The following is a 20206-nucleotide window of genomic DNA, read 5'->3' on the forward strand; positions in this document are numbered from 1 at the left end:
ATTGACCAAGGAGAACGATCGTTCTACTCTCTGCCGCATGAACGAAATCACTCACTCCGAAACACGCGACATCATTCTCGATGTCACCGAGAAGTTGATCTATAAAAGTGGAATCGCCGCCACTGGCATGGATCTTCTGGTCAAGACCGCCGGCGTTTCGCGCAAGAGCATCTATCGCTACTTCGACAACAAGGAGCAGTTGGTGGTGGCCGCTCTCGAACGGCGCGACGAGCGCTGGATGCGCTGGTACCGCGCCGAGGTGGACAAGGCCCAGGGCTCGGCCCAGCGCCTGCTGGCACTGTTCAGCGTGCTCAAGGGCTGGTTCGCCAGCGAAGGCTTTCGTGGCTGCGCCTTCATCAACACCAGCGGTGAAACCGGTGACTCGCAAGACCCGGTACGCCAGGTAGCCCGCCGCCATAAACAGAAACTGCTCGACTACCTGCTCGAGCTCTGCCAGGAACATGGCGCAGCACATCCGGCACAACTGGCGGCGCAGCTGCTGGTGCTGATCGATGGCGCCATCACCGTTGCCCTGGTCATGGGCGATCACAGTGCCGCCGATAATGCGCAATGCATGGCGCGTAAGTTATTGGACCTTTGATTACCCGCAACCTGAGCGACTTCTTAGTTGCAACAGCAACTTTCACTGGAGACAGGTCATGTCGTCTAACCCGCAAGTGCGTCCACCGCTTCCCCCCTTCACCCGCGAGTCGGCGATCGAGAAGATCCGCCTGGCCGAAGATGGCTGGAACTCCCGGGATCCGGAACGGGTATCCCTGGCCTATACCCTGGATACCCAATGGCGCAACCGCGCCGAATTCGCCCATAACCGCGAGGAGGCCAAGGCCTTTCTCAGCCGCAAGTGGGCCAAGGAACTGGACTACCGGCTGATCAAGGAACTCTGGGCCTTCACCGACAACCGCATTGCCGTGCGCTACGCCTATGAATGGCACGACGACTCGGGCAACTGGTTCCGCTCCTATGGCAACGAGAACTGGGAGTTCGACGAACAGGGGCTTATGGCCCGGCGTTTCGCTTGCATCAACGACATGCCGATCAAGGCCAGCGAACGCAAGTTCCACTGGCCCCTGGGACGGCGCCCGGACGATCACCCAGGCCTCTCGGAGCTGGGCCTGTAATCGCGATAGTCGAGCTACAAGCCGCTGCCGAGCTTGCGCGGCTGCGAGCGACAAGGCCGTCAGGCCTGCAATGCTCCAGAGCCCCTTGTGGCTCTGCGGGCCATGCGCAGCCTGCGGCAACGGCTACGCCCAGCACGCAGGGCCTTCAACGCCTCAGGCCGCGGCGTCCTGCCCGGCCTGGGCCTCCAGTTCGCGCACCAGGGGCAACACGCGGCGGCCGAAGTACTCCACTTCCTCCTGGAAGTGCAGGAAACCCGCCAGCACCAGGTCCACCCCCACGGCCTTGAGTTCGAGGATACGCCGGGCAATCTGCTCCGGCGTACCGATCAAGTTGGTCTTGAAACCATCGTTGTACTGCACCAGGTCCTCGAAGTTCGACTTGGCCCAGTTGCCCTCGCCCTCCGGCGAAGCCTTGCCGGCCTGCCTGGCCGCATCGCCGAAGGCCCGGACCGCCTCCGGGTCGGCCTGGTCGATGATCTGCTGCAACACCGCCCGCGCCTCTTGCTCGGTATCCCGGGCGATCACGAAGGCATTCACCCCGATCTTCACCTGATGCTGGTTGGCCGCGGCCTTGGCACGGATGTCCTCCACCTGGGCCTTGATCCCCTCCACGCTGTTGCCGTTGGTGAAGTACCAATCCGAGACCCTGGCGGCCATGTCCCGGGCCGCCCGGGAACTGCCGCCCTGGAAGATCTCGGGCTGGCCCAGGGGCTTGGGCTTGAGGCTGTAGCTGTCGAAACGGTAGAAATCGCCCCTGAAGGTGAAGTGATCCTCGCTCCACACCCCACGCAGGCAGCGGATGAATTCCTCGGAACGGCGATAGCGCTCGTCATGCTCCAGCCAATGCTCGCCGATGGCCTGGAACTCGCCCTTGAACCAGCCACTGACGATGTTCACCGCGATGCGCCCTTCGGTCAGCTGGTCGATGGTCGCCAATTGCTTGGCCGCCAACGCCGGTTGCCAGGGCCCGGGCAGGATCGCCGCGATCACCTTGAGCTTGCTGGTGGCGGCCAGCAACGCATGGCTGAAAGCCACCGACTCATGCTGGTACTCGGCACCGTAGCCGGCGGTGAAGCGGATCTGCGTCAGGGCGTATTCGAAACCGGCGGCCTCGGCGATCTGCGCCAGCTTGCGGTTGTAGTCGATGCCCCAGTGGGTACGCTGCTCGATCTTGCTGACCACCAGGCCACCGCTGACATTGGGCACCCAATAGGCGAATTTCACGGATTGCCGACTCATGGTTCGGTCCTCGGGACTGGGAAAGGTACCCAGGCCCCGAGCAGCATATGTGCCAACCCCGCCACAGCCTCACATGGCGGCCACTGCGCGCCCGTGCGCAGCCTGCGGCAGCGACTACACGAGCCTGCGCTCCATGGGTGGCTTTCACGGATCGGCACAGCGCGTGGGAAGTACCGCGGACAGCGATTTGTTGCTGGGCTGTTGCCAGGGCAACAGTTACCGCCGGACCGGGCACGGGCCGGCCAGCAAAACCGCAGCCATGACAGTCGGCACGCTGTGTGCAATCACCAGCAGGACCTTTTGTCTTTTCCTGCCGATTGCGGAGCCTTGCCATGACCGAACACCAGGTGATCAATCCATTGTCCACAGGGGTCGACTACGAGCCCCTGGCCGAGCGCTTCCGGCCGATCTTCCAGCGTATCGCCGAGGGTGCGGTACAGCGTGAGCAGCAGCGCGAGCTGCCCTACGAACCCATCCGCTGGCTCAAGGAGGCGGGGTTCGGCGCGGTGCGGGTGCCAGTGGCCTACGGCGGCGCTGGCGCCTCCGTGCCCCAGCTGTTCCAGTTGCTGATCGAGCTGGCCGAGGCCGACGCCAACGTACCCCAGGCCCTGCGCGGGCACTTCGCCTTTGCCGAGGACCGGCTCAACGCCACCCCGGGCCCGGGGCGCGACCTGTGGTTCAAGCGGTTCGTCGAGGGCGACATCGTCGGCTGCGCCTGGACCGAGATCGGCGCGGTGGAGATCGGCCAAGTGCTGACCAAGGTCAGTCCGGACGGCGAGCACTGGCGGCTCGACGGCGAGAAGTTCTACAGCACCGGGAGCATCTTCTCCGACTGGATCGATGTCTACGCCCAGCGCAGCGACACCGGTGACAACGTGATCGCCGCCGTTCGCACCCGGCAGCCGGGCGTCGAGCAAAGCGACGACTGGGACGGTTTCGGCCAGCGCACCACCGGCAGCGGCACGGCGCGTTTCACCCAGGCCAGAGTGGAAGCCGGCAACGTCATCGACTTCGCCACTCGCTTCAAGTACCAGACCGCCTTCTACCAACTGGTCCTGCTGGCGACCCTGGCCGGCATCGGCCGCGCGGCGCTGCGCGATGTGGCCCATGAGGTGCGGCAGCGCCAGCGCGTCTACAGCCATGGCAACGCGCCACAAGCCAGCGCCGATGCCCAGGTGCAGCAGGTGGTGGGCGAGATCGCCGCCCTGGTGTATGTCGCCGAAGCCGCCACCCTGCGGGCCGCCCGGCCGGCACAGCGTGCGTACCTGGCGCGGTTCGCCGGCGACCCGGAGCAGGAACAGGCAGCCAACCTGGCGGCGGAACTGGAGTCGGCCACGGCCCAGGTCGCCGTCACCGAACTGATCCAGCGTGCCACCAGTGAGCTGTTCAATGCCCTCGGGGCTTCGGACGTGCGCCGGGGCAAGGCCCTGGACCGCCATTGGCGTAATGCGCGAACCGTGTCATCGCACAATCCGGCGATCTACAAGGCGCGGATCGTCGGCGATTGGCAGATCAATGGCAACGAGCCGCCGTTCGCCTGGAAGGTCGGCAACGGCCCGAAAAGCTGAGGCGCTGCGTACGCATCAACGGCGGCAGCAGGACCTTGGTCGCAGTCGCGCGGCGGCGCGCGATGCAGGTAAGATATCGGCCTTTCGCGCAGCCCCTTGCGCTCCCGCCGAATAAGCCGAATCCATGCCTTTCGATCTCAGCGTTGACTTGACCACCCTCGCCATCCTCGCCTTAGTGGCCTTCATCGCCGGTTTCATCGATGCCATCGCCGGCGGTGGCGGCCTGCTCACCACCCCGGCCCTGCTCACCGCAGGCTTGCCACCGCACCTGGTGCTGGGTACCAACAAGCTCAGTTCGACCTTCGGCTCGGCCACTGCCAGCTTCACCTTCTATCGGCGCAAGCTGTTCCACCCCCGGCAATGGATGCATGCCATCGTCGGCACCCTGGTCGGCGCCCTGACCGGGGCCATAGTCGCCCACTACCTGCCCGCCGAGTGGCTGAACAAGATGCTGCCGGTGATCGTCTTCGCCTGCGGCCTGTACCTGCTGTTCGGCGGCACGCCCAAGGCCCCGCTGGACAGCGAGGCACCGATCAAGAAGAAATGGCAATCGACCCAGGGCTTCAGCCTGGGCTTCTACGACGGCGTGGCCGGTCCGGGCACCGGGGCGTTCTGGACCGTCAGCAGCCTGCTGCTCTACCCCATCGACCTGGTCAAGGCCAGCGGCGTGGCGCGCAGTATGAACTTCGTCAGCAATATCGCGGCGCTGGCGGTGTTCATCTTTTCCGGGCAGGTGGATTGGATCATCGGCCTGAGCATGGGCCTGTCGGTGATGGTCGGGGCGTTCTTCGGGGCACGCACCGCCATCAGCGGTGGTGCCAAGTTCATTCGCCCGGTGTTCATCACCGTGGTGCTGGGCTTGACCGTGCGCCTAGCCTGGCAGCACTGGTTCAGCGTGGCCTAAGCGACGCGCCACATAGAGGTCGATCAGGTAGCGGGCAATCGAGCGCGACGCCGGCAACGGCGGCAGCGCATGCACGTTGAACCACTGGGCATCCTCGATCTCGTCTTCCTGGGGCAGGATCTCGCCACTGGCGTACTCGGCATGGAAACCCAGCATCATCGAGTGCGGGAACGGCCAGCACTGGCTGCCCACGTACTGGATGTTGCGCACCTCGATGCTCACCTCCTCGCGCACCTCGCGCACCAGGCAATCCTCCGCCGACTCACCAGGTTCGGCAAAACCTGCCAGGGTGCTGTAGACCCCGGGCACGAAGCGTGGCGAACGGGCCAGCAGGATCTCGTCGCCCCGGGTGATCAGCACGATCATGCTCGGCGAGATCTGCGGATAGGCCCGCAGGTCGCAGCTCTGGCAGTACATCGCACGCTCCCCCCGCACCTGTGCCATGGGCTGGCCGCAACTGCCGCAGAAGCGATGTTCCCGAGCCCAGGTACCGATCTGCGCGGCGTACCCCAGCACCTTGTACAGGGTGTGGTCGCCCTCCAGCATGAAGGCCCGCAGGCCTTTCCAGCCGCAGCCCTGGACCTGGGCACGGGAAGCGAGCTCGAGCAGGTACACCGGCTCGCCATCGAGGTGGCCGATGCCATGCTCGGCCAGCACCGGCAGGTCCTGGTTCTTGAGCCAGTGCCGGGGGAACAGCACGCCGTTGTCGTCGTAGAGAAAACCTTCCGGGCCACGGGCCACGGCCCAGCCGCCGGGAAGGTCGGTATCCAGTACTGCGGTGGTCCAGCGTGCAATCATCTTCAGTCAGTCCAGGAATTCGGGTTTCTGTTTGCTCATGTGGGCGGCGATGGCCACGCGCAGGTCATTGGACTGGAGCATGGCGGCGTTCCAGGTGGCCACGTACTCCAGGCCATCGTCGATGCGGTGGTCGCGCATGTAGCTGAGCATTTCCTTGGTGCCGGTCACGGCGATCGGCGACTTGGCGGCGATCTCCCGGGCGATTTCCATGACCCCGTCCAGCAGGCCGGAGGCGTCGGCATAGGTGCGATTGACCAGGCCGATCTGGCGCGCCTCCTCGGCGCCGAAGGTCCGTCCGGTGTAGGCCAGCTCACGCAGCATGCCGTCACCGATGATACGTGGCAAACGTTGCAGTGTGCCGACATCGGCGGCCATGCCGATATCGATCTCCTTGATCGAGAACTGCACGTCGGCCGCGGCATAGCGCATGTCGCAGGCGCTGATCAGGTCGATGGCGCCGCCCAGGCAGTAGCCCTGGATAGCCGCCAGCACCGGCTTGCGGCAGTTGTCCACGGCAGTGAACGAGGACTGCAGCTCGAGGATCTTGCGCCGCAGCAGGCGGGCATTGCGGCCCACGTCCTTGCCCAGTTCGTTGGCGAATCCGGCCAGCATCATCAGGTCGATGCCAGAGGAAAAGTGCTTGCCGGCACCGCTGAGCACCACCACTCGCACCGCGTCGGTCTCGTCGATCCACTGGAAGATATCGACGATCTCACGCCAGAACGCGGCGTTCATGGCGTTGATCTTTTCCGGGCGGTTGATCTGCACATGGGCGATGTTGTCAGCGAGTTCGACGCGAAAGGCTTGGTATTCGGACATGGCAGCGATCCTTTTCTGGTGAGCAGATGAGGGCCGAACTATAGCAAGTGGCAAGCGCGCCCCGTAAGGCAGCGCATTGGCCAAAAGCGGGACTGGCACAGGCCCTGCCCCACCAGTGATGGCGCAACCGCTCAGCCCACTTTCGCCGTGCGAAACGCCGCGGTCTCGTAGGGCACCGTGACTTCGGCCTTGTCCCGCAATTGGGGTTCGCTGGCGATCAGCGCGGCGATCTGCCGGTCCACCTCGTCGCGCCCGGCCTGGGGCAAGGCGGCGATGAAGCTGGTGGAACGCACGCGATTGAACAGCACGTCCTCCACCGGGCCATGGTGTCCATGGCGAAAATGCTCTTCCTGCAACGGGCCGAAGCCGGGGTGGGGAAAGACCTGGCGCCAGGCTCCGGTGTAGTAGCGCGGCGTATCGCCCTGCAGGGCGTTGACGATGCGGTCCAGGCGCGCCACCCAGGGTACCCGTGCATCGCGCTGGTTCCACACCAGCGCCAGCTGGCCGCCCGGCTTGAGTACCCGATGGATCTCGTCCAGGGCCCCAGGGCTGGCGAACCAGTGGAAGGCCTGGGCGCAGACCACCACATCCACCGAGGCATCGCGCAGCGGCAGCGCCTCGGCACTGCCCTCCAGGACCTGGACCTCGGGCTGGGCCTGGGCCAGCCGGGCACGCATCTGCGCCACGGGCTCCACCGCGATCACCTGGGCGTCGGTGGCCGCCAGGCGCGCAGTGAACTTGCCGGTGCCGGCGCCCAGGTCCACCACTACCCTGCCCGCGCGCAGGCCCAGCGCCTGGCGCAGCCAGGGGTCCAGTTCCGGCGGATAACCGGGACGTCCCCGGACATAAGTGTCGGCAGCCTGCTGGTAGCCGTCGGCCGCTGCATGGTGAATGGGCTGATCGTTCACGGAACACCTCCTGGTCACGGATGCTGGCGCTTGAGGATAAACCCTCACCGGCCACGACCGGGATGAAACAAATGTCAGCTATGCCCGTGCTCCTCAACGGGGTGTGGGCAGGCTCAGGCGAAACCGCGCGCCGCCCAGTGGCGAGGCTTCCACCGTCAAGGTGCCACCCTGGGCCTCCAGGGCCCGGCGACTGATGGCCAGGCCCAGGCCGAAACCACCAGTGGAGCGATCGCGGCTGCGATCCAGGCGATAGAAAGGTTCGAACACCCGCTCGCGCTCGTCGTCAGGGATGCCGATACCGTCATCGTCGACCCAGATCTCGCACCCCTGGTCGCTGACCAGCACCCCGACCTGAATGCGCTTCTCGCAATAACGGGTGGCGTTGCGCAACAGGTTCTGCAGGGCCCGCGCAGTCAGGCGCGGGTCCAGGATGAAGCGCTCCAGGGTGCCGTGCAGCAGCACGTCGATGACCAGGTCCGATTCCAGCTCGTCGTCGACGCTGCCCAGGATGCTGTCGATGAACTCATCCAGGGCCACCTCGATCTGCTCCGGCAAGCAGGCCGGGTTCTGCAGGCGGCTGTAGGACAGCAGCTCCAGCACCAGCTCATCCAGCTCGCGGATGTGCGCCACCAACCCTTGCAGGCGCTCACGGCTGGCTGCCGGCAAGTCGTCGGACAACGCCAGGGCCAGGCCGAAGTCGAGCCGGGTCAGGGGCGTGCGCAATTCGTGGGATACCGCATTGAGCAGGTCGCGCTGCTGGTTCAGCAGTTGCTCGATATCGCCGGCCATGGTGTCGAACACATGGGCCAGGCTGCCGATGTTGGAGCTGGCCGGCAACTGCGTACGCTCGTCCAGGTGGCCCTTGCCGAAGCGCTCTGCGGTGCGCTTGAGGCGCTCCAGGTCACGCCAGTGGGGCCGGACCCACAACAGCAGGCAGGCCAGCAGCACCGCACCGATCAGGACGTTGATGCTCCAGTACAGCAGGTTGACGTCCAGCGGGTCCGGCGGCATCACCAGCTTGACCGCCAACTGGTCGTGCAACGGCGACACCGCCAGGGTCCGCGAGCCCCAGTCGCCAACCCGCACCACCTTCTTGCCAGCCAGCAGGCGGGCCCGTTCGTCGGCACTGAAATCGGGGTCGTCGATACGTACCAGGGCCACCTGCAATGGGCGAAAGTCCTCGTCCATCTCCCGGGCGAGCGCCGGCCATTGCGCCGGGGGCTGGGCGCGGAACTGCCTGGCGATCAGTTCTTGCAAACCCCGGGACTTGGTCAGGTTGTAATCGATGAAGCGCTGGTGAAACACCTTGATCACCAGGTCAGGGACCAGGTACATCGCGGCGCTGAAGGCCACGATGGTGATCAGGTACAGCCGGACCAGGATGCGCAGCATGGGTTCAGCATTCCCACTCGGAACGGCTGAACAGGTAGCCCTTGCCCCAGACGGTCTTGATCTTGCGCGCCTCGCCGGCGTGGTCGTCGAACTTGCGTCGCAGCTTGGAGATGGCCACGTCCACCGAACGGTCGGTGCCGTTGAACTCGATACCGCGCAAGCGCTGGAGAATCTGGTCGCGGCTCAGCACTTCGCCGGCATGCCGGGCCAGCACCACCAGCAGGTTGTATTCGCCGCTGGACAGCTCCACCAACTGGTCGCGCCAGGTTACGGTGCGTTCCGATAGATCGATGCACAGGTTGCCCATGAGGATCCGGTCGCTGGCGGTCTGCGGCTCGCCCAGGCTGCTGCGGCGCAACAGGGTCCGGACCCGGGCCAGCAGGACTCGCGGCTCGCAGGGCTTGGTCACATAGTCGTCGGCGCCCATTTCCAGGCCCAGCACCTGGTCGTGGCTGTCGTCGCGGGCGGTCAGCATCAGGATCGGCAGGCTGGCCGAGTCGGCCCGCAGCAGCCGGCACACCTGCAAGCCATCCAGGCCCGGCAGCATCAGGTCGAGGATCACCAGGTCCGGCGGGTTGCTCCGGGCCCGCTCGCGCACCTGGTCGCCACGGCTGATGACGCTGACCTGGTAGCCGTTGCGCTCCAGGTAGCTGGCAATCAGTTCGGAGAGCGCGGGGTCGTCTTCGACAAGGAGGATATTGGCCATGGAAGAGAAATCTTTATTGAAGAAATACGAAGAACCGGCGTTATCCATAGATGCGCCGGGAACTAGCAGCAAGGTTGCCAAGCATATACAACGCGGCCCCGACAGGCTCGTGCGCTTCACATTTTTTCACACAGCGGCTACACAGCTTCACAGCGCCTTAACCGCCATGCCCTTAGCATGCCGGGTTCATCATTGGGGTATCAGTATGTCGAACAAACTCTTCGCGCCGCTTTGCCTGCTGGTCATGGCCGCGACGCTGAGCGCCTGCGGCCAGTCCGGCAGCGAACAGAAACCGGCGCCGGCCAAGGTCCGCACCGAGATCGTGCGCAGCCAGGCCTTGTCCATCACCAGCGAATTGAGCGGGCGGATCGCCGCGCCGCGCATTGCCGAGGTCCGCGCCCGGGTGGCCGGCGTGGTGCTGCAACGGACCTTCCGCGAAGGTTCGGACGTCAAGCAGGGCGACGTACTGTTCCGCATCGACCCGGCGCCGTTCAAGGCCGACCTGGACAGCGCCGTGGCCAGCCTGCGCAAGGCCGAGGCCACCGCGTTCCAGGCCCGCCTGCAGGAGCAGCGCTACTCGCGGCTGATCGCCGACCAGGCCATCAGCGGCCAGGAATACGACAACGCCCGTTCCGCCGCGCGCCAGGCCGACGCCGAAGTCGCCGCCAACCAGGCCGCGGTGCAGCGGGCCAGGCTGAACCTGGGCTACGCCACCGTCACCGCGCCGATTTCCGGTCGGGTCGGCCGCGCCCTGGTCACCGAAGGTGCCCTGGTGGGCCAGGGCGAAAGCACGCCCCTGGCGCTGATCCAGCAGCTGGATCCGATCCACGCCGACCTGACCCAGTCCACCCGCGAGCTCAACGAACTGCGCCGGGCCCTGCGCGCCGGCCAACTGCAGCAGGTCGGCAAGGACCAGGCCAAGGCCACCCTGGTGCAGGACGATGGCAGCCTCTATCCGCTACCGGGCAAGCTGCTGTTCACCGATATCAGCGTCGACCCCGGCACCGGCCAGATCACCCTGCGCAGCGAGTTCCCCAACCCGGAACTGGACCTGCTGCCCGGCAGCTTCGTCCGGGTCCGCCTGGAGCAGGCGGTCAACCGCCAGGGCATCAGCGTCCCGCAGCGGGCCATCCAGCGCGATGGCGCCGGTATCGCCCAGGTGTTGCTGGTTGACGCCGAAAACCGCGTGGTACAGCACCCGGTGCACCTGGGTGGCGTGCAGCAAGACCGCTGGATAGTCACCGACGGTCTCAAGCCCGGCGACCGGATCATCGTCGAAGGGCTGCAGCACGCCCGTCCCGGCGAGCAGGTCGAGATCGATGACGCCCCCCTCGCGCACGTCCAGAACCCAGGCCAATAGGTAGTACAGATGCCGCAATTCTTCATTGACCGCCCGGTGTTCGCCTGGGTGGTCGCCTTCTTCATCCTGATCGGCGGCGCCCTGGCGATCCCCCAGTTGCCGGTGGCCCAGTACCCCAACGTCGCCCCGCCGCAGATCGAGATCGCCGCCACCTACCCGGGTGCCTCGGCCCAGACCATGGACGAGTCGGTGGTCAGCCTGATCGAGCAAGAGCTCAACGGCGCCGACCACCTGCTGTACTTCTCGTCCCAGAGCAGCCTGGGCAGTGCCACCATCACCGCCACCTTCCAGCCGGGCACCAACCCGGAGCTGGCCCAGGTGGACGTGCAGAACCGCCTCAAGGCCGTGGAGCCACGCCTGCCCCAGGCCGTGACCCAGCAAGGCCTGCAGGTGGAGAAAGTCTCTGCCGGCTTCCTGCTGCTGATCACCCTGAGCTCCAATGACGGGCGCCTGGACGAGGTCGCGCTCAGCGACTACATGGCGCGCAGCGTGCTGAACGAGATCCGCCGCCTGGATGGCGTCGGCAAGGCCCAGTTGTATGGCGCCGAACGGGCCATGCGGATCTGGCTCGATCCGCAGAAGCTGATCGGCTTCAACCTGACTCCGGCCGACGTCAACGCCGCCGTGGCCGCGCAGAACGCCCAGGTACCGGCAGGCAGCATCGGCGACCTGCCCGGCCCTTCCAGCCAGGAAATCACCGCCACCGTGCTGGTCAAGGGCCAACTGAGCAACCCGGAAGAGTTCGCCGACATCGTCCTCAAGGCCAACCCCGACGGTTCCACCGTGCGTATCGGCGACGTGGCGCGGGTGGAAGTGGGCAGCCAGGAATACCAGTTCGGCACGCGCCTGAACGGCAAGCAGTCCACCGCCGTCGGCGTGCAGCTGTCTCCCGGGGCCAATGCGCTGAACACCGCGACCCTGATCCGGGCAAAGATGGACGAGCTGTCGCGCTACTTCCCCGCCGGCGTGGAATACAAGATCCCCTACGACACCTCACCGTTCGTCAAGGTCTCGATCACCAAGGTGCTCTACACCCTGCTCGAAGCCATGGTCCTGGTGTTCCTGGTGATGCTGCTGTTCCTGCAGAACATCCGCTACACCCTGATCCCGACCCTGGTGGTGCCGGTGGCGCTGATGGGCACCTTCGCCACCATGCTGGCCCTGGGTTTCTCCATCAACGTGCTGACCATGTTCGGCATGGTGCTGGCCATCGGCATCCTGGTGGACGACGCCATCGTGGTGGTGGAGAACGTCGAACGGATCATGGCCAACGAGGGCCTGCCACCCCGGGAAGCCACGCGCAAGGCGATGCAGCAGATCACCGGCGCGATCATCGGCATCACCCTGGTGCTGGTGGCGGTGTTCATCCCCATGGCCTTCATGCCAGGCTCGGTGGGGGTGATCTACCAGCAGTTCTCGCTGTCCATGGCCACCTCGATCCTGTTCTCGGCGTTCCTGGCCCTGACCCTGACCCCGGCCCTGTGCGCGACCCTGCTCAAGCCCATCGCCGCCGGCGAGCATCACGAGCGTGGCGGCTTCTTCGGCTGGTTCAACCGCCGCTTCGAGCGCCTGACCGTCAGCTACCAGGGTGGCGTGGCCTATGCGCTCAAGCGCAGCGGGCGCTACCTGCTGATCTACCTGGCGTTGCTGGTGGTCATGGCGCTGCTGTTCGTGCGCCTGCCCTCCTCGTTCCTGCCAGTCGAGGACCAGGGCTACACCATCACCGATATCCAGCTGCCACCGGGTGCCAGCCAGAACCGCACCATCCGCGTGGTGGAACAGATCGAGGCACACAACGCCTCGGAACCGGGCGTGGGCGACAGCACCATCATCCTCGGCTTCAGTTTCTCGGGTAACGGGCAGAACGCGGCGCTAGCCTTCACCACCCTCAAGGACTGGTCGCAACGGGGCCGCGACGATTCGGCGATGAGCATCGCCGAGCGCGCCACCGCAGCCTTCGGCGAAATCAAGGATGCCGTGGCCTACGCCATCCTGCCGCCGCCGATCGATGGCCTGGGCACCTCCAGCGGCTTCGAGTTCCGCCTGCAAGACCGTGGCGGCGTCGGCCATGAAGCGCTGATGCAGGCTCGTACCGAACTGCTGCAGGCCGCGCAAAAGAGCCCGATCCTGGCCAACGTGCGGGAAAACGCCCTGGCCGAGGCACCCCAGGTGCAACTGGCGATCGACCGCAAGCAAGCCAATGCCCTGGGCGTGTCCTTCGGCGATATCGGCAGCCTGCTGTCCACCGCCCTGGGCTCGGCCTACATCAACGACTTCCCCAACCAGGGCCGGATGCAGCGGGTGGTGATCCAGGCCGAGGGCGACCAACGCAGCCAGGTCGAGGACCTGTTGCGCCTGAACGTGCGCAACAGCGCCGGCAAGATGGTGCCGTTGTCGTCCTTCGTCAGCGCCAGCTGGAAGATGGGCCCCGCACAGTTGACCCGCTACAACGGCTACCCGGCGGTCGACGTCTCCGGCGAGCCGGCAGCGGGCCGCAGCACCGGCGAAGCCATGCAGGAAATCGAACACCTGGTGGCCCAGCTGCCGAACGGCCTGGGCCTGGAGTGGACCGGCCTGTCGTTGCAGGAGCGCCTGTCGGGCAGCCAGGCCCCGCTGCTGCTGGGGTTGTCGTTGCTGATCGTGTTCCTGTGCCTGGCGGCGCTCTACGAGAGCTGGTCGATCCCGGCCTCGGTGCTGCTGGTGGTGCCGCTGGGCGTACTCGGCGCAGTACTGGCGGTGACCTTGCGCGGCATGCCCAACGACGTGTTCTTCAAGGTGGGCCTGATCACCATCATCGGCCTGTCGGCGAAGAACGCGATCCTGATCATCGAGTTCGCCAAGAGCCTGTACGACGAGGGCCATGACCTGCTGGACGCCACCCTGCAGGCCGCCCGCCTGCGCCTGCGGCCGATCGTCATGACCTCCCTGGCGTTCATCCTCGGCGTGGTGCCCCTGGCCATCGCCACCGGCGCCAGCTCCGCCAGCCAGCAGGCGATCGGCACCGGGGTGATCGGCGGGATGATCACCGCGACCCTGGCGGTGATCTTCGTCCCGGTGTTCTTCGTGGTGGTGATGAAACTGGTGAAGCGCAACTCGCGCTAACCGCTACACGACCGCTCGCGGCAGGAGTAGCCGCTGGCGCCCGCTGTGCACAACCGCGCAGCGGGCGCCAGCGGAGCACCAGGCCGATCGCGGCTCCACGGCCGCTATGCGCCCGGTCGCTGCCTCGCAGGTTCGGTAGCAGCTACCGATCGCGCAGGCGCGCCATGGCCAGCACATCGACGTAGCGACCGTCACGCACCGCGTAGTCGCGCAACTGGCCCTCGGTCTCGAAGCCGAACTTGCGGTACAGGCCGATGGCCGCCAGGTTGTCGGCGTACACCGTCAGCTCGACCCGACGCAGGTTCATCCAGTTGTCCGCCACCTCCAGCACCGCCGCCAGCAGGCGGCTGCCGATGCCCTGGCCCTGCCAGGCCCGCGCCACCCCCATGCCAAAGCTCGCGCAATGGGAGCGCCGCACCCGCCCGATCTGCTCCAGGCTGCAATTGCCGATCACCACGCCCTGGTGCAGGGCCACCAGGGACACCAGCCGCTCGTTGTCCAGCCCGAGGCGCTTGCGCCACAGCTCGGGGGACTGGTAAGGCATCTGCAGGGTCTGGCTGGCCACCGTCGGTTCACTGTAGAGCGCGGTCAAGCCATCAAGATGAGCCTCGCTGAAACGCTCGATGACAATGCTGGCGGGAGAACTGGGCATGACGGGGCGTCCTTGTCGTTGGAATGGCCATCGAGTGTAAAACGCCGGGCCCAGCCATGACGAGCGCCTCCCTCAGGCAAACCAGTCCTCGCGCTCGGTGAAGGTATGCAGGATCAGGTCCACCAGTTGCTGGACTTCTTCCTCGTGCTGCACCTGGGCGTTCATCGCCAGCCAGGCGCGGCGCTGCATGCTTTCGCCGAACAACCCGGGCAAGGCGGTCAAGCCCCGGTCGAAGCGGCTGATGTACTGCGGCAGCAAGCCGATACAGGCGCTGCAGCGGATCATCTCCAGCATCAGCTCATAGGAATGCACGTGCACCACCCCCGCCAGCCGCGAATCCACCAGGCTGTTCCAGGGGCGGAAGGGCTCGATCTGCCGGTCGTGTTGCCACTGCACCAGCATGTAGTCGGTCAGGTCGTCGACGCTGTCGGGGCGCGCCGCGACCCGGGAGTAGCGCTTGGCGATGTGCGGCAGGTAGTCGATGCGCGCCAGGGGCATGGGTTCGCGAATGGCGAAGCTAGGCCCCGGCAAGGGCGAGTCGGCGGCCCCCAGCCACAGCACCAGGTCGGCGCTCAGGGCCCGCAGCGACAGGTCGCTGTCGATGGAGATGATTTCCAGGCGCGCGCTGGCGTTGCGCCGCAACAGGGCGATCAGGTCGCGACCCAGGATGTCATGCAGGATGGTCTCGGCCACCGCCAGGCGAATCAGCGGCTGCTCGATCACCGGCAGGCGCCGCTGGTGGGCCAGGGCGATCAACTGGGCCTGCAGTTGCAGGCCTTCGCGGCTCAGGCTCAAGGCGTTGCCCTGGTAGCAGAACAACGCACGCCGCAGGTGCTCTTCCAGCAACGCCAGCTGCTTGCGCAGCAAGGTGGCCTTGATGTTCAGGCTGCGGGCTGCCTGCATGAAGCAACCGCAACGGGCGCTCACCAGGAAATACTGGGCGACCTCCGGATCGATCCCGGCCGCCAGGGCCAGCCAGGCTTCCCGGGGTTCCTGGGGAACACTGTAGGGAACAACGCCCTGGTGTGGAGCAGGTTCGAGAAATGACATCGGTGACTCCCTGTCTTGTTGAGTGTTGCGTCCTTGGCTTGCGCCGGTGTTGGCAGCAAGCAGGCCGTGACGGCACCCGCCACATCCCACTTCCTGCCCTGCCCTGAAACCGCGTGGACCGGATCACGACGCCCCGCAAGATGGCGCCCGCCGCTGGCCCCGCTCCACGCGGGCCGGTTACTGAGCTTTTTCCTCCAGTGCCTGGTTGAGCGCCGCGCCATCGATGCTCAGCGTCGCGGTGTTGAGCATGCCCTCCAGATAGGCCTTGGCGATCTGCTCCTGGCGCTGGGCCCGCAAGGCCTGGACCAGGCGCTCACGCACCTCGTCCAGGCTGGCGGTACGCGCCGGTTGCAGCTCGGTCAGCTTGAGCACATGGAAACCCGCCGCGCTCTGCACCACCTCCGATACCGCGCCGACCTTGAGCCGGGCCACGGCGCCACGCACCTGCGGCACCAGTTGCTGCAGGGGCTGCAAGCCCGAGTCGCCACCGTGCCGGGCACTGTCCGGGTCCTGGGAATACTGCGCAGCCAGGGCGGCGAACTCACCGGGCGCGGCCTGGGCCTTCCTGGCGATCTCCTGGGCCTGGCGCCGCACCTGCTCCAGCGCCTGGGGCTCGGGCACCGCCAGGAAGACCTGGCTGACCCGGTACAACGGCGGGGTCAGCCAGGCCGACTTGCCGCTATCGTAGGCCTGTTGCAGCTCGGCGGCGCTGGGGTAGTCCGCCGGCACCTGGCTGACCGACTGCATGTAGTCGCGAAAGACGATCTGCTCGGTGGCAGCGCGGGTTTGCTGCTCCACTTCCGGGCGCTGGCGCCAGCCCTGGGCATCGGCCTGCTCCAGCACCGCCTTCTGCGCCAGGCGCGAACGGATCCAGGTCTCCAGGGCCGGGCGATTGTCGCGCAGTTGAGCCCGGGCCTCCTCCGGCAGGCTGGCGAACAGCGCCCGGAGCTCCGCCACCGCCACCTGCTGGTTACCCAGGCGCGCCACCGCCGGGGTATTCGCCAATTGCTGCTGCAGCGCCGCCGGGGCCGGCTGCTGGGCCGCCACCGGATCGCTGCCCGGACGCAAGGCCAGCCCCAGGGCCAGGCCAAGCAGGGTCAGCGCCCCGGCACCGACCACCAGGGTCGGCTTCTTCACAGGACCGCCGCCTCTGCCGCGCCACTGGCCTGCGGCGTGCCGGCTGGCTCGACCTGGGCTTGGGCCTGCAGTTGGGCCGCCTGCTGGCTGTATTCACGCAGGTAGACGATGAACTCCTGGAGCAGGCGGTCCCACAGTTCCAGCTGGCTGCGCAGGTGGGTATCACTGACCCCGGCCACCACCACGTCCATTTCCATCACCAGGAATTCACCCTGCAACGACAGCCGGGCGAAGCGCCGCGAGGCGTTCCACAGCTCCGCCAGGCCGGCCGGCAACTCGCCTTGGACGCGCAACGCACAGCTATAGGTGAAGTCCACGTAGTGCCCGGCCTCTGCCGCCGGGTTGCCGAAGCGCACGGCGTAGCCGATGCCCTGGCTGGCGCTGAGCAATTGCACGATACCGTTCTGCTCGGTGTGGTTGACCCGGTAACCGGCGCCTTGCAGCAGGTCGGTCAGGCTGTCGGTGGTGACGCTGGTGATCAAGGTTGCTTGTGTCATGTCTGTTCTTCCCTGGTAATCAATGAGCGCTCGCCGCCCGTGGGGCGTCGAACTGAGTCTGGTACAGGTCATCGCCGAAACCCTGGGCCAGTTCCTCGAACTTGACCCTAGCACTACCTGCGAAAGGCTGGCGGATCTTGACCACCTCGGCCACGTCGATCTTCTCGTAGGCCGTGAGGATTTCCTTGGCGACGCCGTACATCCGTTGATTCTTGACTGCACATTGCTGCACTTGTGTGTCACGTTCGTTCAATTGCGCCTGCAGCTTGACCCGCTCGGCCTCCTTGCCCCGGGCCAGCACCAGCAGTTCGTCGTAGGCCTTCTTGAACTTGCCCAGTTGCTCGCTGTTGGCGGCAGCCTGGGCCTGGGCCTGGCTCTGCAGGTTCTGCTGCTGGCCGGCCAGTTGCTCGGCCACGCCACGGCTCTTGGCCAGTTCGGCGGTGAGCTGCTTGACCTGGGCCTGGGCCTCCTTGGCCGCGTTTTCCGCGGCCAGCCGCGCGGCGGCGGCCTGGGCCTGCTCGCTCTGCAGGGCCTGCAACTGCTGGGTAGTGCTGCGCAACTGGGTGCGCAGGCGCTCTTCCATGCCTTCGGCAGCGGCGGGCACACTGGCCAGCACGCCCCAGGCCAGCAACAGGCCCACGGCCCCTGCCCTCGTCCGGCTGTTCATAACCTTCCTCCCTGCGCTTAGAAGCGCGTATTGAGTTCAAGCTGCATGACGTCGACTTCATAACGCGGCCCGTAGACTTCCGAGGCGCTCATGTAGCGGGCCGTGGCATAGATGTTCTTGTCGATGCCGTAGTTGCCGCCCAGGAAGTAGCCCTTGGCGTTGGTCCCGCCCAGGTGGAACGAAGAGTCGTTGAAGCCGTCGGGCAAGGCGTCGGGCTGGATGTACTTGTAGCCGGCCAGCAGGTTCCAGTCGCCGGCCTTCTTCATTTCCAGGGCATTACCCAGGGTGAACTGCAGCATCAGCGCATTGCCGCCGCTCTCGAACTCGCCATTGCGGTTGATGTTGTTGACGATCTGGCCTTCGCTGCGCTTGAGCATCTCGGCCTTGTCGTAGGCCAGGTTGCGGATGTAGTTGCCCTGGGTGCGCAGGCGCAGGTCATCCGGCAGCTCGGTGTCCCAGGAAAGGTTCAGGTCCAGCACATCGAACTTCGAGGCCAGGCCCACGTATTGCGGTTGCGGGGTCAGGCCGGGAGTGGCCGGGTTGGGCGCGATGTTGCGCAACAGGAACACGCTGTTGCCCTTCTGCATGAAGGCCACCCGCGAACCGTCGGTATCGCAACCCGGGGCGCCGGCCCAGGGCGTGCAAGGGCTGGAGCGCTGGCCTTCGATATCCTCGAAGCGGTAGTAGGCCAAGGCGCCCTTGAGGCTGTTGCTGCGGTTGATCTTCCAGTTGGCGCCGATCTGGCCGCCGAACAACCACTTGGTGTCGCTCTCGTTCTTGTCGAAGCCGTTGCTGGTGGACGTGTCGTTGGTGTACTCCACCGGGAAGGCGCCGACCGTGCCGAACAGCCCCCAGTCGCTGTCGAGCTTGTGGTTGAAGATCGCCGCCACGCCGTCGAAGTTCAGGTCGTTGGAGTACAGCATGTCGGTGGAATAGAACGGGTTGGCGATCCGCCCGCCGGTCAGGGTCAGGTCCTGGGTGGCCTTCCAGGTCAGGTAGCCCTGGTCGAGCCAGATGTCCTTCTTGCCGAAGCCGCCGCCCAGGGTCTGGGTGGTGGATACCGGGTTGTTGTCCGAGCCGGTGCCGATGCGGATACCCGCGGTCCATTCCGGCGAGATCACCGCCTTCATCCCCAAGCGCGCCCGCAGGCGGAACAGGTTGTCGCGGTCCTCGCGGGTGTTGAGCAGCGGCGGCAGCTTGCTGTTGGTGTCCTTGTTGACGTCGTAGGGGCCGCTGTCGTTGAGCTTGGCGTAGTCGACGATCTCGTTGCTGTTGTTGTCGGCGAAGAACCGCGACTCATTGCGCAGGCGAATGTCGCCATCGAAGGTGATGCGCGAGATCCAGTCCGGGAAGGTGTTGGGCTGGGCCCAGTTCTCCTGCTTGGCGGTGGCCATGACCTCGGCCTTGACCTGGTCGCGGATCTGGTCGCGGACGATGGCCGGCACGTATTGCACCCGCACGTCCCCCGGCGCGGCCGCAGGTCCGCCGGCGGCCACCGCAGCCACCGCGGCGTTGGCCTGGCGAGCCTGCTGGGCCTCCTTCTCGGCCTGGGCGATCAGGCCGTCGGCCTGCTCCTGCTTCAAAACCCCCTGTTGCACCAACAAACGGATCAGGTTGATCGTGGCGTTCTCCGAAGGCGCGGCCGCCGCGGCCGTGGCCTGCCCGGCCAGGCCCAGGGCGACCATGCCGAGCGCCAGGGTCAATCGATTCAGGGTGGAAATCATCTGCACACAACTCCTGTAGAAACTGCAAAAGGGGTTCGATCAATCCGGACGCCGGCCCTTGAGGGACAGGCGCACAGGCAAGGTCAGGGAAGCCGGCATGCGCTCCTTCAAGCGCGGCGTGGCCCGCAGCGCCGCCAGCACCTGTTCGTCGGTCTGGGCATCGCCGCTGGAGTGGGCCAGCAGCACCCGGGTGACTTGGCCGTCAGCGCCCAGCCACAGGTCCACCTGCAGCGAATAGGCCTTCTTGCGCAGCTCCGCATCCTCGCGCAGCGCGCGCTGGAAGGTCGCCGCCAGGTATTGCTTGTAGGTTCCGGTGCCCAGGCCGCCGCCACCGGAGCCAGCCATGCCGCCGCCCTTGCCGGCGCCGATGTTGAAAGCGTCGCCGCCCGCCTGGGCGTCGCCATCGATCTGCATCGGGTTGGCCAGGTCGTCCGCCGGCGATGGCGGTGCCTCTTCCTCGGGCTTGACCTCCTCGGGGGTCGGCGTGGGCTCGGGCTCCGGCACTTTCTCCTCCACCGGTTCCGGCTCCTTGGGCTTCTCCGGC

Annotated in this window: 19 protein-coding genes; 6 read left to right on the forward strand and 13 right to left on the reverse strand. The window is 66.2% G+C overall.

The window, feature by feature from the left end:
* The first annotated feature begins 37 nt into the window (after positions 1-37).
* Positions 38-601, forward strand: a complete 564-nt coding sequence (locus AC3WK8_RS28340; RefSeq protein ID WP_103326414.1) for a TetR/AcrR family transcriptional regulator — start codon at positions 38-40, stop codon at positions 599-601.
* 58 nt (positions 602-659) lie between these two features.
* On the forward strand, positions 660-1139 hold the full coding sequence (locus AC3WK8_RS28345; RefSeq protein ID WP_103326413.1) for a nuclear transport factor 2 family protein: 480 nt from the start codon (positions 660-662) through the stop codon (positions 1137-1139).
* A gap of 153 nt (positions 1140-1292) precedes the next feature.
* Here AC3WK8_RS28345 and sfnG read toward each other — a convergent pair whose 3' ends face one another.
* The gene (gene sfnG, locus AC3WK8_RS28350) at positions 1293-2378 is read right to left on the reverse strand and encodes a dimethylsulfone monooxygenase SfnG (protein ID WP_103326412.1); all 1086 of its coding nucleotides are present in this window, start codon (positions 2376-2378) and stop codon (positions 1293-1295) included.
* Between the two features lie 332 nt (positions 2379-2710).
* On the opposite strand from sfnG, the gene AC3WK8_RS28355 reads away from it, so the two are divergent.
* Both AC3WK8_RS28355 and AC3WK8_RS28360 read left to right on the forward strand, forming a co-directional pair.
* Positions 2711-3946, forward strand: a complete 1236-nt coding sequence (locus AC3WK8_RS28355; RefSeq protein ID WP_022644249.1) for an acyl-CoA dehydrogenase family protein — start codon at positions 2711-2713, stop codon at positions 3944-3946.
* A gap of 124 nt (positions 3947-4070) precedes the next feature.
* Positions 4071-4850, forward strand: a complete 780-nt coding sequence (locus AC3WK8_RS28360; RefSeq protein WP_103326411.1) for a TSUP family transporter — start codon at positions 4071-4073, stop codon at positions 4848-4850.
* Here the strand turns inward: AC3WK8_RS28360 and nudC are convergent.
* The 5 genes from nudC to AC3WK8_RS28385 form a co-directional block, all read right to left on the reverse strand.
* Positions 4818-5648 (reverse strand): NAD(+) diphosphatase, encoded by an 831-nt coding sequence (gene nudC, locus AC3WK8_RS28365; protein WP_103326410.1) that lies wholly within the window; start codon positions 5646-5648, stop codon positions 4818-4820. The genes AC3WK8_RS28360 and nudC overlap by 33 nt on opposite strands.
* Before the next feature lie 6 nt (positions 5649-5654).
* On the reverse strand, positions 5655-6467 hold the full coding sequence (locus AC3WK8_RS28370; protein WP_103326409.1) for a crotonase/enoyl-CoA hydratase family protein: 813 nt from the start codon (positions 6465-6467) through the stop codon (positions 5655-5657).
* A gap of 131 nt (positions 6468-6598) precedes the next feature.
* A complete protein-coding gene (locus tag AC3WK8_RS28375) occupies positions 6599-7375 on the reverse strand; it encodes a class I SAM-dependent methyltransferase (RefSeq protein WP_085598246.1) in 777 nt (258 codons plus the stop codon).
* A gap of 93 nt (positions 7376-7468) precedes the next feature.
* Positions 7469-8767 (reverse strand): ATP-binding protein, encoded by a 1299-nt coding sequence (locus tag AC3WK8_RS28380; RefSeq protein WP_085598247.1) that lies wholly within the window; start codon positions 8765-8767, stop codon positions 7469-7471.
* A gap of 4 nt (positions 8768-8771) precedes the next feature.
* Positions 8772-9473 carry a response regulator gene (locus AC3WK8_RS28385; protein ID WP_022644244.1) on the reverse strand — a complete coding sequence of 234 codons (702 nt, stop codon included), beginning with the start codon at positions 9471-9473 and terminating at the stop codon, positions 8772-8774.
* 205 nt (positions 9474-9678) lie between these two features.
* Here AC3WK8_RS28385 and AC3WK8_RS28390 point away from each other — a divergent pair, with 205 nt between their 5' ends.
* Together AC3WK8_RS28390 and AC3WK8_RS28395 are read left to right on the forward strand one after the other, a co-directional pair.
* Positions 9679-10833 carry an efflux RND transporter periplasmic adaptor subunit gene (locus AC3WK8_RS28390; RefSeq protein WP_053129161.1) on the forward strand — a complete coding sequence of 385 codons (1155 nt, stop codon included), beginning with the start codon at positions 9679-9681 and terminating at the stop codon, positions 10831-10833.
* 9 nt (positions 10834-10842) lie between these two features.
* Positions 10843-13935 (forward strand): multidrug efflux RND transporter permease subunit, encoded by a 3093-nt coding sequence (locus AC3WK8_RS28395; RefSeq protein ID WP_103326408.1) that lies wholly within the window; start codon positions 10843-10845, stop codon positions 13933-13935.
* A 142-nt stretch (positions 13936-14077) separates the two neighbouring features.
* Here the strand turns inward: AC3WK8_RS28395 and AC3WK8_RS28400 are convergent, their stop codons facing one another.
* The 7 genes from AC3WK8_RS28400 to AC3WK8_RS28430 form a co-directional block, all read right to left on the reverse strand.
* The gene (locus AC3WK8_RS28400) at positions 14078-14587 is read right to left on the reverse strand and encodes a GNAT family N-acetyltransferase (protein WP_022644239.1); all 510 of its coding nucleotides are present in this window, start codon (positions 14585-14587) and stop codon (positions 14078-14080) included.
* Between the two features lie 72 nt (positions 14588-14659).
* Positions 14660-15637: a LysR family transcriptional regulator gene (locus AC3WK8_RS28405; RefSeq protein WP_053129155.1), complete on the reverse strand. Its 978-nt coding sequence runs from the start codon at positions 15635-15637 to the stop codon at positions 14660-14662.
* Positions 15638-15814: 177 nt separating this feature from the next.
* Positions 15815-16774, reverse strand: a complete 960-nt coding sequence (locus AC3WK8_RS28410) for a peptidylprolyl isomerase (RefSeq protein ID WP_103326407.1) — start codon at positions 16772-16774, stop codon at positions 15815-15817.
* Positions 16771-17271 carry a YbjN domain-containing protein gene (locus tag AC3WK8_RS28415; RefSeq protein ID WP_022644235.1) on the reverse strand — a complete coding sequence of 167 codons (501 nt, stop codon included), beginning with the start codon at positions 17269-17271 and terminating at the stop codon, positions 16771-16773. Before AC3WK8_RS28415 ends, AC3WK8_RS28410 begins: the two co-directional genes overlap by 4 nt.
* 19 nt (positions 17272-17290) lie before the next feature.
* The gene (locus tag AC3WK8_RS28420) at positions 17291-17938 is read right to left on the reverse strand and encodes a DNA repair protein (protein WP_103326406.1); all 648 of its coding nucleotides are present in this window, start codon (positions 17936-17938) and stop codon (positions 17291-17293) included.
* 17 nt (positions 17939-17955) lie between these two features.
* The gene (locus AC3WK8_RS28425; RefSeq protein ID WP_103326405.1) at positions 17956-19662 is read right to left on the reverse strand and encodes a putative porin; all 1707 of its coding nucleotides are present in this window, start codon (positions 19660-19662) and stop codon (positions 17956-17958) included.
* 39 nt (positions 19663-19701) lie between these two features.
* Positions 19702-20206: energy transducer TonB family protein (locus AC3WK8_RS28430; RefSeq protein WP_103326404.1), on the reverse strand; the 505-nt coding region annotated here is incomplete at its 5' end.

Source organism: Pseudomonas sp. FW507-12TSA, assembly GCF_058781435.1.

Excerpts from the sequence above, each read along its gene's own strand:
- AC3WK8_RS28340 (WP_103326414.1), top strand. The coding sequence starts at position 38 with ATGAACGAAATCACTCACTCCGAAACACGCGACATCATTCTCGATGTC.
- AC3WK8_RS28345 (WP_103326413.1), top strand. The coding sequence starts at position 660 with ATGTCGTCTAACCCGCAAGTGCGTCCACCGCTTCCCCCCTTCACCCGC.
- sfnG (WP_103326412.1), bottom strand. The coding sequence starts at position 2,378 with ATGAGTCGGCAATCCGTGAAATTCGCCTATTGGGTGCCCAATGTCAGC.
- AC3WK8_RS28355 (WP_022644249.1), top strand. The coding sequence starts at position 2,711 with ATGACCGAACACCAGGTGATCAATCCATTGTCCACAGGGGTCGACTAC.
- AC3WK8_RS28360 (WP_103326411.1), top strand. The coding sequence starts at position 4,071 with ATGCCTTTCGATCTCAGCGTTGACTTGACCACCCTCGCCATCCTCGCC.
- nudC (WP_103326410.1), bottom strand. The coding sequence starts at position 5,648 with ATGATTGCACGCTGGACCACCGCAGTACTGGATACCGACCTTCCCGGC.
- AC3WK8_RS28370 (WP_103326409.1), bottom strand. The coding sequence starts at position 6,467 with ATGTCCGAATACCAAGCCTTTCGCGTCGAACTCGCTGACAACATCGCC.
- AC3WK8_RS28380 (WP_085598247.1), bottom strand. The coding sequence starts at position 8,767 with ATGCTGCGCATCCTGGTCCGGCTGTACCTGATCACCATCGTGGCCTTC.
- AC3WK8_RS28385 (WP_022644244.1), bottom strand. The coding sequence starts at position 9,473 with ATGGCCAATATCCTCCTTGTCGAAGACGACCCCGCGCTCTCCGAACTG.
- AC3WK8_RS28390 (WP_053129161.1), top strand. The coding sequence starts at position 9,679 with ATGTCGAACAAACTCTTCGCGCCGCTTTGCCTGCTGGTCATGGCCGCG.
- AC3WK8_RS28395 (WP_103326408.1), top strand. The coding sequence starts at position 10,843 with ATGCCGCAATTCTTCATTGACCGCCCGGTGTTCGCCTGGGTGGTCGCC.
- AC3WK8_RS28400 (WP_022644239.1), bottom strand. The coding sequence starts at position 14,587 with ATGCCCAGTTCTCCCGCCAGCATTGTCATCGAGCGTTTCAGCGAGGCT.
- AC3WK8_RS28405 (WP_053129155.1), bottom strand. The coding sequence starts at position 15,637 with ATGTCATTTCTCGAACCTGCTCCACACCAGGGCGTTGTTCCCTACAGT.
- AC3WK8_RS28415 (WP_022644235.1), bottom strand. The coding sequence starts at position 17,271 with ATGACACAAGCAACCTTGATCACCAGCGTCACCACCGACAGCCTGACC.
- AC3WK8_RS28420 (WP_103326406.1), bottom strand. The coding sequence starts at position 17,938 with ATGAACAGCCGGACGAGGGCAGGGGCCGTGGGCCTGTTGCTGGCCTGG.
- AC3WK8_RS28425 (WP_103326405.1), bottom strand. The coding sequence starts at position 19,662 with ATGATTTCCACCCTGAATCGATTGACCCTGGCGCTCGGCATGGTCGCC.